The 16441-nt window shown below is 72.9% G+C and carries 12 protein-coding genes and 2 pseudogenes; 2 read left to right on the top strand and 12 right to left on the bottom strand.

What is annotated here, in order from left to right:
• Nucleotides 1–122 precede the first annotated feature (122 nt).
• The 9 genes from ACQP2F_RS14470 to ACQP2F_RS14430 all read right to left on the bottom strand — a co-directional run bounded on the left by ACQP2F_RS14470 (nt 123) and on the right by ACQP2F_RS14430 (nt 11247).
• Nucleotides 123–479 carry a DUF3846 domain-containing protein gene (locus tag ACQP2F_RS14470; protein WP_433304264.1) on the bottom strand — a complete coding sequence of 119 codons (357 nt, stop codon included), beginning with the start codon at nt 477–479 and terminating at the stop codon, nt 123–125.
• Nucleotides 480–607: 128 nt separating this feature from the next.
• On the bottom strand, nt 608–1342 hold the full coding sequence (locus tag ACQP2F_RS14465; RefSeq protein ID WP_433304262.1) for a hypothetical protein: 735 nt from the start codon (nt 1340–1342) through the stop codon (nt 608–610).
• A gap of 587 nt (nt 1343–1929) precedes the next feature.
• The gene (locus ACQP2F_RS14460; protein ID WP_433304260.1) at nt 1930–2892 is read right to left on the bottom strand and encodes a replication-relaxation family protein; all 963 of its coding nucleotides are present in this window, start codon (nt 2890–2892) and stop codon (nt 1930–1932) included.
• A gap of 199 nt (nt 2893–3091) precedes the next feature.
• Nucleotides 3092–5566: a type IV secretory system conjugative DNA transfer family protein gene (locus tag ACQP2F_RS14455; protein WP_433304258.1), complete on the bottom strand. Its 2475-nt coding sequence runs from the start codon at nt 5564–5566 to the stop codon at nt 3092–3094.
• Nucleotides 5567–5596: 30 nt separating this feature from the next.
• Entirely contained in the window at nt 5597–7459 is a 1863-nt protein-coding gene (locus ACQP2F_RS14450) for a VirB4 family type IV secretion system protein (RefSeq protein ID WP_433304256.1), read from the bottom strand.
• Nucleotides 7456–8394, bottom strand: a complete 939-nt coding sequence (locus ACQP2F_RS14445; RefSeq protein WP_433304254.1) for a PrgI family mobile element protein — start codon at nt 8392–8394, stop codon at nt 7456–7458. Before ACQP2F_RS14445 ends, ACQP2F_RS14450 begins: the two co-directional genes overlap by 4 nt.
• Before the next feature lie 26 nt (nt 8395–8420).
• Nucleotides 8421–9689 (bottom strand): conjugal transfer protein TrbL family protein, encoded by a 1269-nt coding sequence (locus ACQP2F_RS14440; protein WP_433304251.1) that lies wholly within the window; start codon nt 9687–9689, stop codon nt 8421–8423.
• A gap of 2 nt (nt 9690–9691) precedes the next feature.
• Nucleotides 9692–10030: a pilin gene (locus ACQP2F_RS14435; protein ID WP_433304249.1), complete on the bottom strand. Its 339-nt coding sequence runs from the start codon at nt 10028–10030 to the stop codon at nt 9692–9694.
• Nucleotides 10031–10434: 404 nt separating this feature from the next.
• Nucleotides 10435–11247: a hypothetical protein gene (locus tag ACQP2F_RS14430; RefSeq protein ID WP_433304248.1), complete on the bottom strand. Its 813-nt coding sequence runs from the start codon at nt 11245–11247 to the stop codon at nt 10435–10437.
• 609 nt (nt 11248–11856) lie between these two features.
• Here ACQP2F_RS14430 and ACQP2F_RS14425 point away from each other — a divergent pair.
• Together ACQP2F_RS14425 and ACQP2F_RS14420 are read left to right on the top strand one after the other, a co-directional pair.
• Nucleotides 11857–12549: a hypothetical protein gene (locus ACQP2F_RS14425; protein ID WP_433304245.1), complete on the top strand. Its 693-nt coding sequence runs from the start codon at nt 11857–11859 to the stop codon at nt 12547–12549.
• Between the two features lie 10 nt (nt 12550–12559).
• Complete coding sequence (locus ACQP2F_RS14420; protein WP_433304243.1) at nt 12560–13444, top strand: DNA methyltransferase; 885 nt, start codon at nt 12560–12562, stop codon at nt 13442–13444.
• Nucleotides 13445–13507: 63 nt separating this feature from the next.
• Here ACQP2F_RS14420 and ACQP2F_RS14415 read toward each other — a convergent pair.
• The 3 genes and pseudogenes from ACQP2F_RS14415 to ACQP2F_RS14405 all read right to left on the bottom strand — a co-directional run.
• A pseudogene (locus tag ACQP2F_RS14415) lies at nt 13508–13972 on the bottom strand (transposase); the annotation flags it as partial.
• Between the two features lie 303 nt (nt 13973–14275).
• Nucleotides 14276–15529 (bottom strand): IS110 family transposase, encoded by a 1254-nt coding sequence (locus tag ACQP2F_RS14410; protein ID WP_433307488.1) that lies wholly within the window; start codon nt 15527–15529, stop codon nt 14276–14278.
• Nucleotides 15524–16372, bottom strand: a pseudogene (locus tag ACQP2F_RS14405) (IS256 family transposase); the annotation flags it as partial. The pseudogene ACQP2F_RS14405 and the gene ACQP2F_RS14410, both read right to left, overlap by 6 nt.
• Nucleotides 16373–16441 lie beyond the last annotated feature (69 nt).

The following is a 16441-nucleotide window of genomic DNA, read 5'->3' as shown; positions in this document are numbered from 1 at the left end:
CCCGTGCCGGGCGAGACGGCTGTCGGTTGACGCTCCGGAGCACGCTCGGGTGCTTGCCTTTGACGCCGAGCGGCCGCTGGTGGAGACGCCTCGTCGGCGAACACCACCGGGTGGGCGGCGGGTCAGCGGAAGTGGGCGACCATCGCGTGCAGTGCGGTCAGTTGCGCGTCGGTGAGGCTGACGGTGTCGGGTCCGCGCCGGCCGGTGATGGCGACCGGTCCGACCAGCAGTTCGGGCAGCCGGCGGTCGAGTTCGGCGACCAGCCAGGTGGCGACCGGGTTGAGCGGCCGTCCGGTAAGGCGGCCCTCGTCGTCGCACCAGACGCTCAGGTGCGGGTCGGCGACGCTGATGTGCTCCAGCCAGCCACCGAGCGCGGCGCGTAGCGCGTCGGCGAGGTCGCTGTCGGTGCGGGCCGCCGCGCGGCGCACATGGCTGTCGCCGTCCTCGGTGATCAGCAGGAACGTGAAGGTGTTGGTCATGAATTTGCCTTTCGGGCCAGCGCGGACCGGCCGTCCGGCCGTGCCCGCGAGGAGCGGAATGAGCAGGCATTGCGGGCGGGTCGCGAAGGCGCTCAGGCAGCGGGCCTGCCGCGAGCCGCCGCCGTCGATCAGCTGTCGAAGGTGACCGGACCGGTGACGGCAAGCCGCAGCACCACGGCCCCGTCGCGGCGGCGCAGCCATGCCGCGGCGGCCTCGACGTCGACGGTCAGGCCGACGATCCCGTCGGCGGTCACCGCGGCCGCGATGCGCACACCGGCGACCTCGAGCGTGGCGCCCGACCGGTCGTTGCCGGCTGCTGGCGGTGACGCGGGCGGGCTCCCGGCCGGCCCGAGGGCGAATCGGGCCCGGTGGATCTGCCGGAACTGCTCGGCCCGCTGGCGCCAACCTGCCACCTCGGTGTCGGCCGTGCCGCGCCGCGCGGCGGCCTGTTCGGCACGGTCGGCGACCAGGTCGCACTGCTGCGCGGCGGCGGCGAGCACGGTGGACTGGTCGTATGCTCCCGCCGGTTCCGGTCGGGGCTGCCCGTCGGGGCCGCGCAGCCGGAACACCCGCAACTGCATGGCGCCCGACTCGTGCAGCTCGAGGCGGTACCGGAAGTCCAGGTCACCGACGTAGGTGTCGGCGGCGGCGATGCCGGTGACCTCCTCGCGCGGCAGGGTGCCCGGGTAGGTGTCGGCGTAGGCCAGCCAGCTCTGCACCGTGTACCGGTGCGAATACTGCTCGGCCCACAGCAGGAAGTCGGCCAGGTGCGGGATGAAGAACTCGGGACTGGCCCAGGCGGACCAGAACGAGCGGGCCGGGCCGTCGCGGCCGGAGATGGTGACAACAGCGCGTGCGCCCATGGATTCCTCCTTCACGGTGGCGGGCCGGCCCGGATGGGCCGGTCCGGGACAACAGGTGGCCGGCTTCCGAGCTGGCATCCGACGGCGGGGACCGCGCCAGGGATTGCGGCTGCGGTGGCGTCGGTGTGGCTGGCGCCCGCCGGGGTCGCGGACCGGTTGGCCGCCGGGTGCCGTCGGTGAGCGGCAGCCCTGCCGTCAGGCGGTGAGGTGGGCACCGCCGCTCTCGGCCGGGGCCGACAGCCCACGACGGCACGGCGGCGTCGAGATGATGCCGACGCTCGCGGCGTGCCACGGCAGGCGTGCCGTGACCGACAGCCTGCGGCGCTGATCAGCGCGGTGAACAGGTGCGGCGGCCGCACAGGCGAGATGGTGGTGGCGACGGGCAAAGCCGCTTCGGCAACGACCGCGGCCGACCGGTCAACCGGTGAGCGATGCGGTGTGGGGTGAAGCGGTCAAGCCCGCGGTGCGGGTGGTGCACGAGAAAGGCTTCTGAGGAAGAGGTGTCACCGTAGCCGGCCAACCCCACTGGTTGGCCTGAGCGTGACTAGTTGGGCTGATCGCGGCGGCGAACACCAGCTCGAGGCTCCCTACGCCGGTGCGGAGCCGGTGGCCCCGAGCAGATACAGCGGATCTTCCTGCGGCTGCGGTGGGCCGGGGTGGTAGGCCCCGCCGGGCTCGCCGAGGGCACCCGGCAGCTCGGCCAGCGGTTGCCTCTGATCGCGGCCGACGACAGTCCAGACCGGACCGGCGGGTCCCCCATGCTCGCGGGCGTAGTCGCGGGCGGCGGTCGCGACCAGGACACCGCTGGTGCCGCCGAGCGCCAGGTGCTGCTGCAGGTGCGTTTCGACGGTGCTGCTGGGTAGCCAGAACAGCACCGGCCAGTCGATGCCGCGCCGGACCAGCACCCGGTAGCCGGCGAGTTTGCCGGAGCGCCGGGTATGGCTTTCGGTGCCGGTGTCGTGCTCGAGGAAGAACCCCACCTGACGCGCGCCGTCCTGCCAGACGCCGTGACCGTCGGGTCGGGTGTTGTGGTTGACCGTGGCGAACGTGCGGGCAGCCGACCACCAGCGCAGCAGCCGGGTGCCGCCGTGGTGGCGGGCGTGGGCCAGCAGGTCGATGAAGAACTGGTTGACGCCGTCGGTGTGCAGCAGGTGCCCGAGCCGGGTTGCCGCCGCCGGGCGGGCGTCGCGTTCGTCGCGCAGCACGCGCGCCGAGGGTGGTGGCTGGCCGCGGTAGAGGGCGACGTAGCGGGCGGACAGCGGTCCCGGCACCCAGTGCAGGGGCAGGCGCCCGTGCACCGGGTGCACGGGCGCGAACCAGTCGAGAAAGCCGAGCCGGCGCAGCACGTCCAGCCGGTTGCGGCAGGTGCGCGGCGACCGGAACAGCACGGCCGTGATCTGGTCGGTGGTCAGGTGGTGGTGCTCGGCCAGCAGGTGGGCCAAGACGTAGTCGCGTGGCCGCAGCCGCCCGGCGATCGCGGCCAGGTCCAGCGCCGGGCGCGGGCCGCGGCCGGCCGGCGGGAGCGGGCGTCGGCGGCTGCCCTGCCCCACCGGGATATCCCCCAGGAGGATATTTCGGGGTGTGCGCGGATCGGTGCTCATGTGCTCCTACCAGGGCAGTGGGGTGCTCGCTGAGGCCGGCGGAGGCTCGGCCGCGAACCCGGGGCGGGACCCGGGCCCGCGCCTGGTTCCCGCCCCGCCGCGCCGCCTGCCCCGCCGGCGGCGACGGCACAGCTGACCCGGCCCGGGTTCACGACGCCGGGCCGGCGGGTGTGCCGGGTGTGCGGCGGCGGCCACGGCGGGCCAGCTGCTCGACGCCGGTCGGCGGGTCGGCGGCGGGGCGGGCCACCGCCCGGCGCAGCTGCGCGGCGGTGCCGGCGGCGGGTGTAGGTGGCCGGGTACGCAGGGTGAACGCGGCGGTTTCCCGGTTGGCGACCACCAGCCGGGCGGCGGCGGTGTAGGCGTCCAGGTGCGACAGGTCGTGCTCGTCGAGTTCCGGCAGGGTGTGCCGGGCCAGTTGGTGCGCGTCCTCCGGCGAGCAGTTGAAGAAGATCTTGCTGCGGGCGTTGGCGGACAACGCCAGTTGGGTTTCCCGCGGCAGTTGGCTGAGGTTCTGGTGGGCCAGCTTCAGCGACAGCCGGTAGCCGCGGGCCTCGGCCAGCATGTCGCCGACCGAGCCGGCCAGGTTCAGCACGTTGTGCGCCTCGTCGATGTACACCGACGCGTCGCGGCGTTGCTCGGCCGGGGTGCCGGCGCGGGCGGTGGCGGCCTGCCAGACGCTGGCGAACAGCAGGCTGCCCATTAGTTTCGCGGTCTCCTCCCCGATCTGCCCTTTCGGCAGCCGGGCTAGCAGGATCCCGCCGTCGAGCACCGCACCCATGTCGAAGCTGGAGCGGGCGCCACCGAGGGTGGCGCGCACGAAGTCGCGCAGCAGAAAGGCCCGCAGCCGGGCGAGCACCGGGCCGATCACCTGGGCCCGCAACGGTGGCGCGATCGATTCGTACCACTCCCAGAAACCGCGCAGCCCCTCCGGATCGTCGAGGTCGGCGGTGAAGGTGGCCCGAAACTGCTTGTCGTTCAGTAGCGGCGGCACCAGCATCAGCGTCGGGTGGGCGTGGCGCATCAGTGTCAGGCACGCCACCCGTAGCACGTCGTCGATCCGCGGCCCCCAATGCCGTTGGAAGATCTTGGCGAAGATGCTGACGATGTTGTCGACGACCAGGTCGTCGTCGTCACCGAGCAGCGGGTTGAGGGTGGCCCCGCCGGGCTGGTCGGGGTCGATGAGCACCAGCCGGCCGGCGGCGGTGGCGGGAAGCCGGTCGAGCACGTCCAGCACCAGGTCGCCTTTGGGGTCGATGACCACGACACCGCGCCCGGCATGGACGTCGTCGAGGATCAGATGCGTCATCAGGGTCGACTTGCCGGATCCGGTGGCGCCGAGCAGGTGCACGTGTTCGCGGGCGTCGGCGACGCGCAGGGCGACGCTGTGCCCGCCGGCTTCGGCCCGGCCGAGCACGAGGGTGTGGCGCCCGCCGGCCGGCACGGCGATCGGGGCGGGTACCGCTTTGGCGCGGGCCCGGTCCAGCCCGGGCACGGCGACGTCGGTCGGCAGCGCGCCGATGGCGGCCAGTTCGGGCGCTGAGAGCAGGAAACCGTGCCGCATCCGGCGGGCGGCGAGCACCCGGGCGGGGTGCCGCAGACGCCGGCGGCGCAGCCGGTTGCGGCCGGCGTAGACGCCGTAGGCGGCGGCGAGCGCGTCGGCGGTGATGCCCAGCCGCCGCTGCATCCGCCGGTGGTCGCGGGCCGTGGCGGTGCTGGTGACCGCGTAGCGGATGCTGACCTGCCATTGCGGGGTCAGCGCCTTGTCGATCGCGTCGCGGGCGTCGCGGTCGCGGATCGGGTCGGCCACGGCCCGCCCGGCCGGTCGGGGTCGGGGCGGCAGCAGCAGGTCGGTGACCAGGGTGAGCCCGGCGCGGATCCAGGCGGCCGGGTCGAGTAGTCCGGCGGCCGGCGGCTGCCCGGTGCGCAGCGCTGCCGCCTGCCGGCGCAGCCGGGTGGTCTGCCGGGCGGTGGCGGGCCGGGCGACGATCTGCAGGCAGGCCTGGTCGGTGGCGGCCAGGCCGCTGCCGGCGGCCACCAGCGCCCGGGCGGGGTCGCTGTCGTGGCGGATGGCCAGCGGGTACCAGGCGGGCAGGGCCGGCGTGAGCTGGCCGCCCGCCTCGTGCCCTGGCGTGCCGCCGCCGGGTGGGGTGAGCGGTGGGCCGGCGTCGGTGATGGTGGCGGTGGCGCCGGGCCAGGCGGCACGGATCGCGGCGGCGGCCGGTCCGGCGGCGACGGTGCCGGGCAGCCACAGGTGCAGGGTCAGTTGCCGTCCGCTCCACCGGTATTCCAGCGCCCCGTGCGGCCGGATCGGCCGGCGACCGGCGGTGAGCAGCTCGTGCAGGTTGGCCCAGCAGGCCGCGGCCCCGGCCGGGTCGACCTGCGGTGGCGGCAGGATGCGGATCTCGTGGGCGTGCGCGGTCAGCCGCCGCTGGGCGGCGCGGTAGGCCAGTGTCCGGGCCGCGGCGGCGGCGGCAACGGTCAGGGCGACCGCGGCGGCCAGCCCGGGCCGCGGCCACAGCACGTCGCCGACCTGGGTGAGCAGGTCGGCGACCGGGTTGCCGCTGGGCGGGGCCGGTATCGGGGCTTTCGGCCAGGCCGGTGACGGTGCGGGTGCAGGTGTCATGAGACTCCCGGAGGGGTGCAGTGGTGGCGGTTACCAGTCGGTGTCGTCGAGGTCGGCGGCGCTGGCGCACAACGGGTGCTCCTGCGCGGAGGCGACCACCTGGAAGCTGACGCGGTGGGAGCCGGACAGCAGCAGCGCCTCGCCGCGGCCGGCGGACAGCAGCAGCCGCGCCTCACCGGCGGTGAGCCCGAAGGTGTCGGCGATGACGCCGATGGCCTGCGTGCTCTGCCGCAGCAGGATCTGGGTGGCGGCGTTGTTGACCACGGCCTGCCCGAGCTCGGAACCGAGCAGGTCGCCGGCGTCCTGGGTGACCACGGCCAGCCCGGCCCGGCGTTTGCGGGCGGATTTGGCGAGCCGGTTGAGGAACCGGGCGCCTTCGCCGTCGCGCAGCAGCGTCCACGCCTCGTCGACGACCACCAGCCGCCGCCCGCCCGCGTGGATCGGCTGGTCGACATCCCGCCAGATCGCGTCCAGCGCCAGCAGCATGCCGGCGGCGCGCAGCTCGTCGGCCAGCTGCCGGGTGGACCAGACGACCAGGTGCCCGCGCGGCGGATGCGTGGTGGGCCCGTCGAACAGGTCCTTGGACGAGCCGTCGGTCCACGGCGCCAGCCGCGCAGCCAGGGTGCGGCCGCCGGGCTGCTCGGCGGTGCGCAGGGTGGCGGCCAGGTCGCGTAGCAGCGGCGCCGGCCGCGTCCAGGTGGCCGGGTCGTGGCTGATGCCGGCCTCGGCGTAGGTGGCGGTGATGGCCGTGTCGAGCGCCGCCCGTTCCTGGGGTGCGGGCTGCTGGCCGAGCAGGACCGCGGTCAGGGTGTGCAGGAACAGCGCCCGCCGGGTCAGCGCGTCGGGTCGGCGGTCGCCGGACGGGATCTCCAGCGGGTTGACCCGGATGCCGGGGGCGCCGAGCGGGACGGCGGCACCGCCGACCGCGGCGCATAGCGGCAGGTATTCGTCCTCCGGGTCGATGACCGACACCTGCACCCCGTCGTACAGCGAGCGCAGGGTCTCCAGTTTGACCAGGTACGACTTGCCGGCACCGGAGGCGGCCAGCACGACGCTGTTGTGGTTGTCGCAGGCCCACCGGTCCCACCAGACGACGCCGTTGCTGGCGGTGTTCACCCCGTACAGCAGCCCGCCGGTGGGGACGCCGGTGCCGGGCAGCGGGGCGGGCAGGTCGGCGCCGCCGAGCGGGAACGCGGCGGCCAGAGCGTCGGTGTCGAACACCCGCCGTAGCCGCAGGCTGTCCACCCCCAGCGGCAGGGTGGAGGTCCAGCCGGGCAGCTGTCGCCAGGTGACCGGCTGGGTGTCCAATAGCACCGACGCGGCGGTGGCCCGCACGTCAGCCACCGCCTCCTGCAGCTGCGGCAGGGTGGGGGCGTGCACGCACAGGTAGTGCCCGACCTTGAACAGCCGGGCCGCGCCGCGGGCCAGACGCTCGGCCAGTTCGGTGGCGTCGTCGGCGGCCGCGTCGACCGCGGGGTCACCGAGTCGCCCGTGGCCGGCGTCGGATCGCCGGCTGGCCTCGAACCGGGCCCGCTGCTGCCGCAGCCGGGTGGCGGCGGCCGCGGCAGGGATCGGTTCGATGTGCTGCACGACATCGACGCGGCCGGGCCAGGACAGCAGCGGCTCGAGCCAGGCGAGGCCGACCTCGCTGGGGTAGCCGGTGATGGCCAGGGTGGCGGTGTAGCCGTCGCCGACCTGCAGATGCGACGGCCCGTTCTCGATGGCGGCCGGTCCGAGCGTGCTGGCCACCCCGGCCGCTGCCGCCTCGGCGGCGGCCGGCTCGTGGCCGGCCGTCTCGGGGCCGGCCGGCGCGACGCTTGCCGGCCCGGTGCCGGTCGCCCGGCGCCCCCGCCCGATTCTGCTGGCGGCGATGTTGCGTCCACGGGCCGTCATGGGCGCTGCTCCCCGAGGTATCTGCCGGTGACCGGCCGGCCGGGTGCGGTCCGCGGCCAGGAGGCGTCGGTGCTCTGGTAGGGGTCCACGGCGGCGGTCAGCACCGCGGTCGCGCTCGACCCATCCAGCACCTGGGTGGCGACGCCGAGCCCGGCCAGGGTGGCGGCGGTGTGCGCGGCCCGCCGGGCCGCCTCCGCCGCGCCGCTGCGTCCGGCGCGGGCGGTGCAAGCGATGGTGACGGTGCGCCACAGCGGTTCGCGCTGGGCGGCGAGTTCGGCCAGGAAGCCGGCGTAGTCCAGGGCCGCGTCGCCCAGGGCCGGATGCGGCAGGGCGCCGGCGGCGGCGGCGATCCGCTGAGCGTGCCCGGTCAGCTCGACCCGCCGCGACGACACGACGATCTGCACCGGCCCGGTCAGCGAATGCAGCCATCGGGCGTAGCCAGCGACCAGGGCGACCTGTTCGGCGCCGGTGCGCAGGCCGACGTTGACGGTCGAGGCCGCAACGAGCACGGCGCTGCTGTCGCCGAGCTCGAGCAGCCCGTCGTCGCGGATCGCCTGCACGGGCAGCCGCAGCACCGACAGCGGCTGCTCGCCGGCTGCCGGCGGCGCCCACGCCGGTGCAGGCGCGATGCCCTCCGGCGCGGGCACCAGCCGGCGCGGCCGGCGGCGGTAGCGCAGCGCGGCCAGCAGCCACGCGTCGAGGCTCAGCCCGTCGCGGCGGCCCAGCGCCAGCGCCACGGCGGCACCGGCGAACGGGATGCCGCCGATCAGCGTGACCTGCAGCGGTAGCCGGCCGCCGGTGGCTTTGAGCAGGAGCCAGCCGAGCGCGGCCGCAGCGGCCAGAACGGCCACCTGCCGCGCCGTCAGACCCCACACGATCTTGTCGGGTGCCTCGATGTCGGCGGGCACCTGTGCCCGGACCTGCATGTCGTCCATGGGGACGTCTCCTTCAATCGTGGGATTCAGCCGGGCCGGCCGGGCCGCGGGCCTGGCCCGCGGGTGGGCGGCACCGGCGGCCGCAGGTGGGGCGTGGCCGTGGCGGGGGTGACGCCGCCGGGGGTAGACGGTCGCGGCGGGGTCGGTTGCGGCCCGCCGGTCGGGCTTCGCCATCCGGTGTCGGGGCCCGCGCCGGCGGCGGGCTGCTGCGGTGGGGACGGCGGCACCGGCCGCCGGGCCGGCCCGGCGGTGCCGGCCTGCCCCGGTGGCGGCAGCCGCCGGCTGCCGGGTCCGGCCGGGCCGGTCGGCCACGGCCGCGGCGCCCGCACACCGCCGCTGCCACCGTCGAACGGGTACCGCGGACCGGCGGCGGCGAGGCTGCGCCCAGCACCGGTGCGGCGGCGAGGAAGCGGTAGCCGGTGCGGCAGCTGCTGCACCAGCAGCATCCGGATGATCATCCCGGCCGGATTGCGGCCGGCGCTGCCGCGGGTGACGTAGCGGCGCATCAGCGCGGGAATCTTGACGACCACCCACAGCAGGCACAGCACCAGCAGCAGGTTGATCGTGCCGGTCGGGTCGTACGGGATTCCGAGGGCGGCCAGGTTGGCGTCCGGGGCCAGGAACACCGACAGCGCGGTGTGCAGCGCCAGCGCCTGCAGCACTGCGGTCGCCAGGGTGCCCAGCAGCGCCCGCCACCACAGCCGGGCGCACGCCTCGGTGTAGGGGGTGGCATGGCAAGCCAAAGCGAGGGGGCTGATCCCGACCAGCAGCACCAGCAGACCGATGCGCACCAGCCAGAGCAGGATCAGCATCCCGGTCAGCACGGCGATGAACACCCCGACGACCGTCGCCAGCAGCGCCGACGACGGATCGCTCAGCGCCTGCACCGTGATCGCCCGGACCTGGCCCAGTGAGCCGGTGGCGGTGATCGAGTCCCCGGTGAATGCGGTGGTCAGCGCGTTCGCCGCCCGGATGAGCCATTGGCACAGCGGAACGGCGAAGGTGGCACCGAGCCAGCCGATCACCAGCCGGGGCAGCAGCTCCGAGACCGTGTACCGGTTGTGCACGCTGCCGTGGGTCATCACGGTGATCCCGGCGGCGAGCACCGCTAGCACGAAGCAGGCGTTGACGATCCCCTGCGACCGGGCGGTGATCACGGCGACCTGCGGCAGCACGGTGACGTCCGGGCTGGTGAAGGCGGTGCCTTCCAGCAGCTTCCACAGCAGCTCGACGATGTCCAGCACGGCCGAGGCGAGCCAGCCGATCACGGCGTGCAGCAGCAGCCACCCGGGCACGGTCAGGCCACCAGGATGCTGTTGAGGATGGTGACGATCACCGGCGCCAGCAGCGCCAGCGCGTAGCCGATCATTGCCGAACGCAGCGCGCCCTTGGCCCGCTCGATTTCCGACGGGTCACCGCCGGCCATCAGATACCGGAACCCGCCGATGCACAGGAACAAGGTGGCGACGGCGCCGAGGATCCCGGTGATCCAGTAACGCAGATTGGTGACGACCGTGGCCAGGTCGTTGACGGCCGGCGGCGCGCTGGGCGCTGCCGCTGCCGGCCCGGCGCACAGCAGCACGAACAGCACGACCACGCCGAGCGCCGCGGCCGGCCGGATGATGATGCGCAACATCGTGGTGACACCTCCCGCCCCCGGTGGGGCGTGCGCGACGAGACGAGAACGCGTCGCCGCCGCGACGGCAGGCAGGCCGTCAGAGCCTGACTCCTTCAGGGCCTGGAGCGGATGGGTGTGAACACGGCCGTCTCGGCCGGCCCGCCACACCGCCGGGCGGCGACGCGGGAAGCTCACGCCGCACCCTGCGGCCGGGCTGCGGTATGGCTCCTTGGCCACCGACGGTCCCGGTGGGGTACCCCACCGTGCACTGGCCGCCGGCCGGTTACCCCACTGAACCCCACGGGCCGGCGTGGCACGCCGACGCCAGCGCATCCCGCCGCTGCCATGCCACCGGCGGGCGCTGCAGCGACGTGACACCCCGCCGTGCCGACCGGGCCGGTCACCCATTCGGTCATTCCGGGTCAGCCGATGGCCGAGGTTGCCGCCAGCGACACCCACTCCAGTTCGCCGGCGTGGATGGCGGCGGCCAGCCGGTGCTCGGCCTTGCGCCGCCAGGCCGACGCGACCTCCACGCTGACGCCCAGCCGTTCGGCGATCACCGGCAGCTCGATCCGGTCGAGGCGGGTCTCGGCGATCAGCAGACACTCCTCGGGACTGATGACCGCCTCCGACACCGCCCGCGCCAGCACCCAGTCGGGGTGATCCCACGGCTGCTGCGGCGGCATCGACCGGGTGACCCGGGCCTTCACCGCTTCCGCCTCGGCGCAGCGCGCCTGCGCCTGCCTCGCCGCGCGGGCGCCGGCGTCGATCAGCTTGCCGGCGATCCGGCCGTGCTCGAGATCGAGCGTGCCCAACCGGTGGACGAAACCCAGCAGCAGCTCGCCATCACGATCACTGGAGTCGCCGTGCCAGCCGATGCTTAGCCGGCCGGCGGCGCGGCGAAGCCCAGGCAGGGCCAGCCCAGCTGCAGCGATCACCCACGCCGGACCGTCGCGGCGCGCCCGCAGCACCAGTTCCCGCCACACCTGGTCGCGCACGGCTCGCGAGGTCGCGTCGTCCAGCAGCAGCAGCTTCAGCTCATCCAGCGGCAGATCACGGTCTGGCAGGCCGTCGACGTGGCGTCCGTCGAAGCTCAGCGGTGCGGGCGGACACACCAGCAGGTCGAAAGCGCGCTGGACGGCGTCCAGCGGAGTCGACGGCCATGGGGCGGCCGGCGGCGGGGCACTGCGGGTGCGAGCGGAACGGCGCGGGGCGCCGGGCGTCGTCGCGGACATAGGTGATCACTCCCGATCAGAGTCACAGGTGCGCCACCCGAGGAGGGGTCATGCGGGAACGGGCGGCGCCAAACGCCGACCATCCATGCACGCGCACCCCACGGGTTGGCGAACCAAGCGCGGCAGGCCTCAACCGGCCGCCCCCACTGATCGGGGGGCGGGTGGACCACACCCAGCCGTCACCGGCAACGCCCGCCCGCACCGCACACGCCGGTACCGCGCGCCGACAGCGGTGACGATGCGGCCGGTAGGCAATGCCCGGGCACCTATGTAACCTGCGACATCGCGACCGGTACCGGGTCACCGCCGTCGGCCACCAGTGGTGCCATAAGCTCACCGTGTCGCATGCCGGTAGCGGTGCGCCGGTCCGCGCCCGGTGACCAGCCGCCCACCCCGCAGGTACCGACGTCTTTGCGGTGGCTACACGCCGGGGATCTGGACCGTCGTGCCGACGAGGCTGTCCGCGACGGTTACGGTTGACCAACTCACCGGCGGGTGGGACGCACCGAACTCACCTGCCATCGGCATCCAGGACCCGGTGGAGTACCGGTTGGCCCACCGGTAGCCCGATGCTGCAGTGCTGCGCCGCCGGTAGGGCCGTGCGTAGGCGTGAACACCGTCCGCCCGGCGCACGAGCCGCACCGCATTATGACCGATGACGAACTGACCGGCAGCCCGCTGCGCACCACAGCGCTCATCGCCACCGGTGATCTGCACCTGTCCCCCAGTCTTCCGCCAGTACCAATCACTGTGTCGCATCTGACCGGAACCGACGCTCGAAACGGCCGGCTAACGCCGCAGCTGGCGGCACTACTGGTCGGCGCCTACTCCGCGCCCGGCGACACGATCGTGTCCGTCGGCGCCGATCCCGCCCTTGCCGGCGCCGCCGGGGCGGGCGGGCGCATCTACCTCAGTGTCCGCGACCCGCACCAGCTCAACCAGCTCGAGCATGTGGCCGGGAAGCTGGCTATGGTCGTCGTGTCCTGGCCACCGGCCGCGGATCCCGCGGCCGACGCCGACGGCGCCGCAGCCCTGTTCCTCAGCTGCCGGCGGCTGATGCGTCGCAACGGCTGCACCATCGTCGCGATCTCGCAGCTTCCCGCAGGCGACACCTACCGCCAGCACAGCGCCGTGCTGCTTCCGGCGGCCCAGCAGGCAGGCCTGGCCTGGCAGCAACACGTCGTCGCGTTCGCTGGCCGCGCCGCGCCGCGCGCCAACACCGATCCGGCCGAGCACGTGGCCGAACCGGTAGCGATACACGTCGACCTGCTGGTCTTCAGCGTGCGAGGCCACGGTGATTAGCGGCCCCACCGTGCTGGCCGCCGCAGACACCACAGCCGCCACGACGCCGCACAGTCGTGGCATCCCCTCGGAGAGCATGTCCGGCATCTGCATCACACGCGGCCTCGCAGCACAGCGTCACGGCCGGTTCGTCTCCGGATCCAGCGGCCACCCCGACCGGATGGCACCCGACATCGCCGCCGCCCTGATCCGCCGATACACCGCGCCCGGCGATCTCGTCTTCGATCCACTAGCCGGCACCGGCACCACCCTCGTCGAAGCCATCCACGCCGACCGCAACGCCGCAGGCATCGAGTACGAGCCGGGCTGGACCGCCCTCGCCCGGGCCAACCTGGCCCTGGCCAGCCGGTCAGGCGCCCCCGGACATGCGCGGATCGTCTGCGGTGATGCCACCCGCCTGCCACGCGGCCTGCCTGCGGGGGTCCGCGGCCAGGTGCGTCTGCTGCTGACATCACCACCGAGCCGACGCACCATGCCCGGTCACGACCCGACCGCAGGCGGACTTCAGTTCACCGGCCGGAACCCTCCACCGGCCGGGCACCCAAACCGGGGACGGTTGCCGTTGATCGACGGCCTCGCCGCAGTCATGGCCGGCTCGCTGCCCCTGTTGACACCCGACGGGATCGTCGTCATTACCGCTCGGTCGCGGGACGCAGAACAGCAACTCGACATGCCGGGCACCATCATCCGAGCCGGCCTCACCGCCGGGTTGACACTAATTAATTGGTATCGCACGTGCGATGGCCGCGTCCCACGAAGGCATCCGCAAACACACAGTTCCGACTATCGGCGAGCCGCAGGCTGCCGACCATCGACGGCAGCTCCGCAACGAACGATCCGCGACCACATCGCCGTTTTCATAAGGACAACCTTGCCCCCTGCGGGAACAACATAGGCTTTGTCGCCGCGCATGGAAGGGACTGTCAAGAAAACGGTGTAACTCGATCTTGTTAAGGGGTCAGTTCCGGCCTGCGGACAGGCGGCCTTCGAAGGCGAGATCGAAGGCGTTGAGGGCGGGTTTCCAGCGGATGGTCCAGCGGCGGCGTCCGGCGCCGGTCGGGTCGAGGGCCATCACGGCGAGGTAGACGCATTTGAGGGCGGCTTGCTCGTTCGGGAAGTGCCCGCGGGCCCGGACGGCCCGGCGGATGCGGGCATTCACGCTTTCGATGGCGTTGGTGGAGCAGACGACCTTGCGGATCTCGGCGTCGAACGCAAGGAACGGTACGAACTCGGCCCAGGCGTTCTCCCAGAGCCGGACGATGGCCGGGTATCGGTCGCCCCAGGCTTCGGCAAATTCGAGGAAGCGTTGCTCGGCGGCGGCCTCGATCGGTGCGGTGTAGACCGGTTTGAGCGCCTTGGCGATGGCGTCGTAGTGCTGGCGGCCCGCGTACTTGAACGTGTTGCGCAGCAGGTGCACCACGCAGACTCCCGCTGTCAATCCCAGGTGTTCAGGGGGTGTTCTGAGGAGTTTGTTTGAGGGCATGGCGACGGCCCGCGCGGCGGGGTTGCCGGCGGGTGAGGGCGGGGTCGCTCAAGCGGTCAGCGCAGTGTCTTCGGGGTGGTGGCGGGTGGGGTCGTAGGTGGTGCGGTCGGTCCAGCCGCGCCAGAGGATGCGGGTCCAGCGGGCGCCGAGGCCGCGCAACGCCCGGTATTTGCTGTGGCCGCGGGCGCGGGCGTCGTCGTAGACGGTCTTGGACCAGTCGTCTTCGCGGGTGGCGACGAAGGTTTACCAGTCGATGGCGTGACGCATGCGCCGGTTCGCGGCGTAGCGGAAGCGGACCTGGCGGGTGCGGCCCGAGGCGCGGGTGACCGGGGGGAGACCGGTGTCGGCCAGCAGCGCGGCGGCGGTGGGAGAGCGGCTGCGGTCCTCGCCCATCTCGGTGATCAGGGTGGCGGCCACGAAGGGTCCGATGCCGGGGAAGCTGCGCAGGATCGGTGCGTCGGGATGGGCGTCGAGCAGGTCGCTGATCCGTTTGTCGTAGGCGCGTAGCTGGGTGTTGAGCAGGCGCAGCTGGTCGACGAACAGCTCTGCGCTGAACGATTTACCGGCGATGGTGCTGTTGCCGGCGGTCAGCAGGTGCGGGCGCAGCCGGTCGACGAGAACCTGGGGGTGGGTGCGGCCGGAGTAGCCGTGTCGGCGGCAGAACGCGTCCATCCGGGCGGGGCCGACCCGGCTGGCCTGTGCCGGGGTGGGGTAGTCGGCGATAAAGGCGAGGCTGATGTCGCGGTCGAGAGTGCAGAACAGGTGCAGCGGCGCCGGGTGGTAGGTCTCCAGGATGGCGCGTAGCTGCGATTCACACGCCTGCTGGGCGTAGAGGACGCGTTGCCGGTCGCGGGTCACCGCGCGCAGCTCGGCCAGCAGCGGCGACGGCGCCGCCAGCGGCCGCCAGTGCCGGTGCTCATAGCGCAGCGTGTCGGCCAGCACGAACGCGTCCAAGGCGTCGGACTTGGCGGCGGACATGCGGTAACGCTCCCGTGCCCTGGCGGAGATCTTCGGTGAGACGCAGTAGACCACGACGTTGCGGGTGTGCAGGTGCTCGACGAGCAGTCCCTCGGCCCTTTCGATCGCCAGGCGCAGGCCACCGGCATACGCGCTCAGGAGCAGGTCGAGCTCGGCCAAGCCGGCGACATCATGCATGATCCGCCGCTGCAACAGCACCGTGCCGGTCGAGTCGATCAGACACAGCTGGTGGAACGATCCGCCCCAGTCCAGGCCCGCGAACACCTCGCCGGGCTGGGCGGCGTGGTTGATGTGAGACAACAGTGGCTCCCTCGAGAATCCAGGCCACCACGCAGTGGCCGGCCTCGGCGGAACCTCATCTCGGCGCTCGTGGCGCTGCTCCTGCTGGCAGATGCGAAGCCCGCCACCGCCCGGGCGGACAGGTCTGTATCTAGACCTCGAAGGTGACGCGTCTGCACAGGTCCTGCCCGGGACGGTGCGAGTGACCACCGAGATCGTCTCGGCCGAGCCATTGTGCATAGATGAGGTCTGCACCACGGTTTTGGGCCACACGGTGTTGATCGCGTCGGGCAGGCCGGTGAGGCCATCGCACACGGCCATCAGCACATCCTCGACACCACGATTCTTGAGCTCGGTGCACACGCTGAACCAGAACTTGGCGCCCTCGCCGCCGTCGCCGGCCCACAGTAAGAGGATGTCGCGGGTGCCCTCGGCGGTGACAGCCAGGGCAACGTAGATGGGCCGGTTGGCGACCTTCCCGTCGCGGATCTTGACGTTGATCGCGTCCAGGAACACCACGGGGTAGACCCGGTCCAGCGGCCGGTTCTGCCACTCGGCCATGCCGTCCATGACCTTATCGGTGATCGTGGAGATCGTCTGGCGGGAGACGTCGGCGCCGTAGACCTCGGCCAGGTGAGCGCTGATCTCCCCGGTGGTCAGGCCTTTCGCCGACAGCGACAGGACCATGTCCTCGACCCCGGTCAGCCGCCGTTGCCGCTTACGGACGATCTGCGGCTCGAACGAGCCGTCCCGATCCCGCCAAACGGTGATCTCGACCGGGCTGACGTCGGTGAGCACCGTCTTCGCCCTCGACCCGTTGCAGGAGTTTCCGCCGTCCTTGCCGGCTGGGTCGTGTTTCTCATAGCCGAGGTGATCGGTGATCTCGCCGTCCAGGGCGGCTTCGATCACCCGCTTGGTCAGCTGCTGTAGCAGACCACCTTTACCGGTCAGCTGCAGGCCCGCTGCGCGGGCCTGCTCAACCAGCCGGCCGACCAGCTCGGCGTCCACGCCCTCCGGCGTGACCGCCGGAGTCTTCTTCTTCACCACCGCGGAAGTATCCACGGCGTCCGTCATGACGGTCATCAGGTGCGTCTCCTTGATCAGGAGTTACACCAACTTGTTTGATCGGTGGCGGTGATCGCGGTCTGCAGC

This window comes from Actinoplanes sp. CA-030573, from assembly GCF_050951115.1.
In the GTDB taxonomy this organism is placed as follows: domain Bacteria; phylum Actinomycetota; class Actinomycetes; order Mycobacteriales; family Micromonosporaceae; genus Actinoplanes.
Note: the sequence above shows the minus strand (reverse complement) of the source record. Positions and strands in the feature narration are given on the sequence as shown.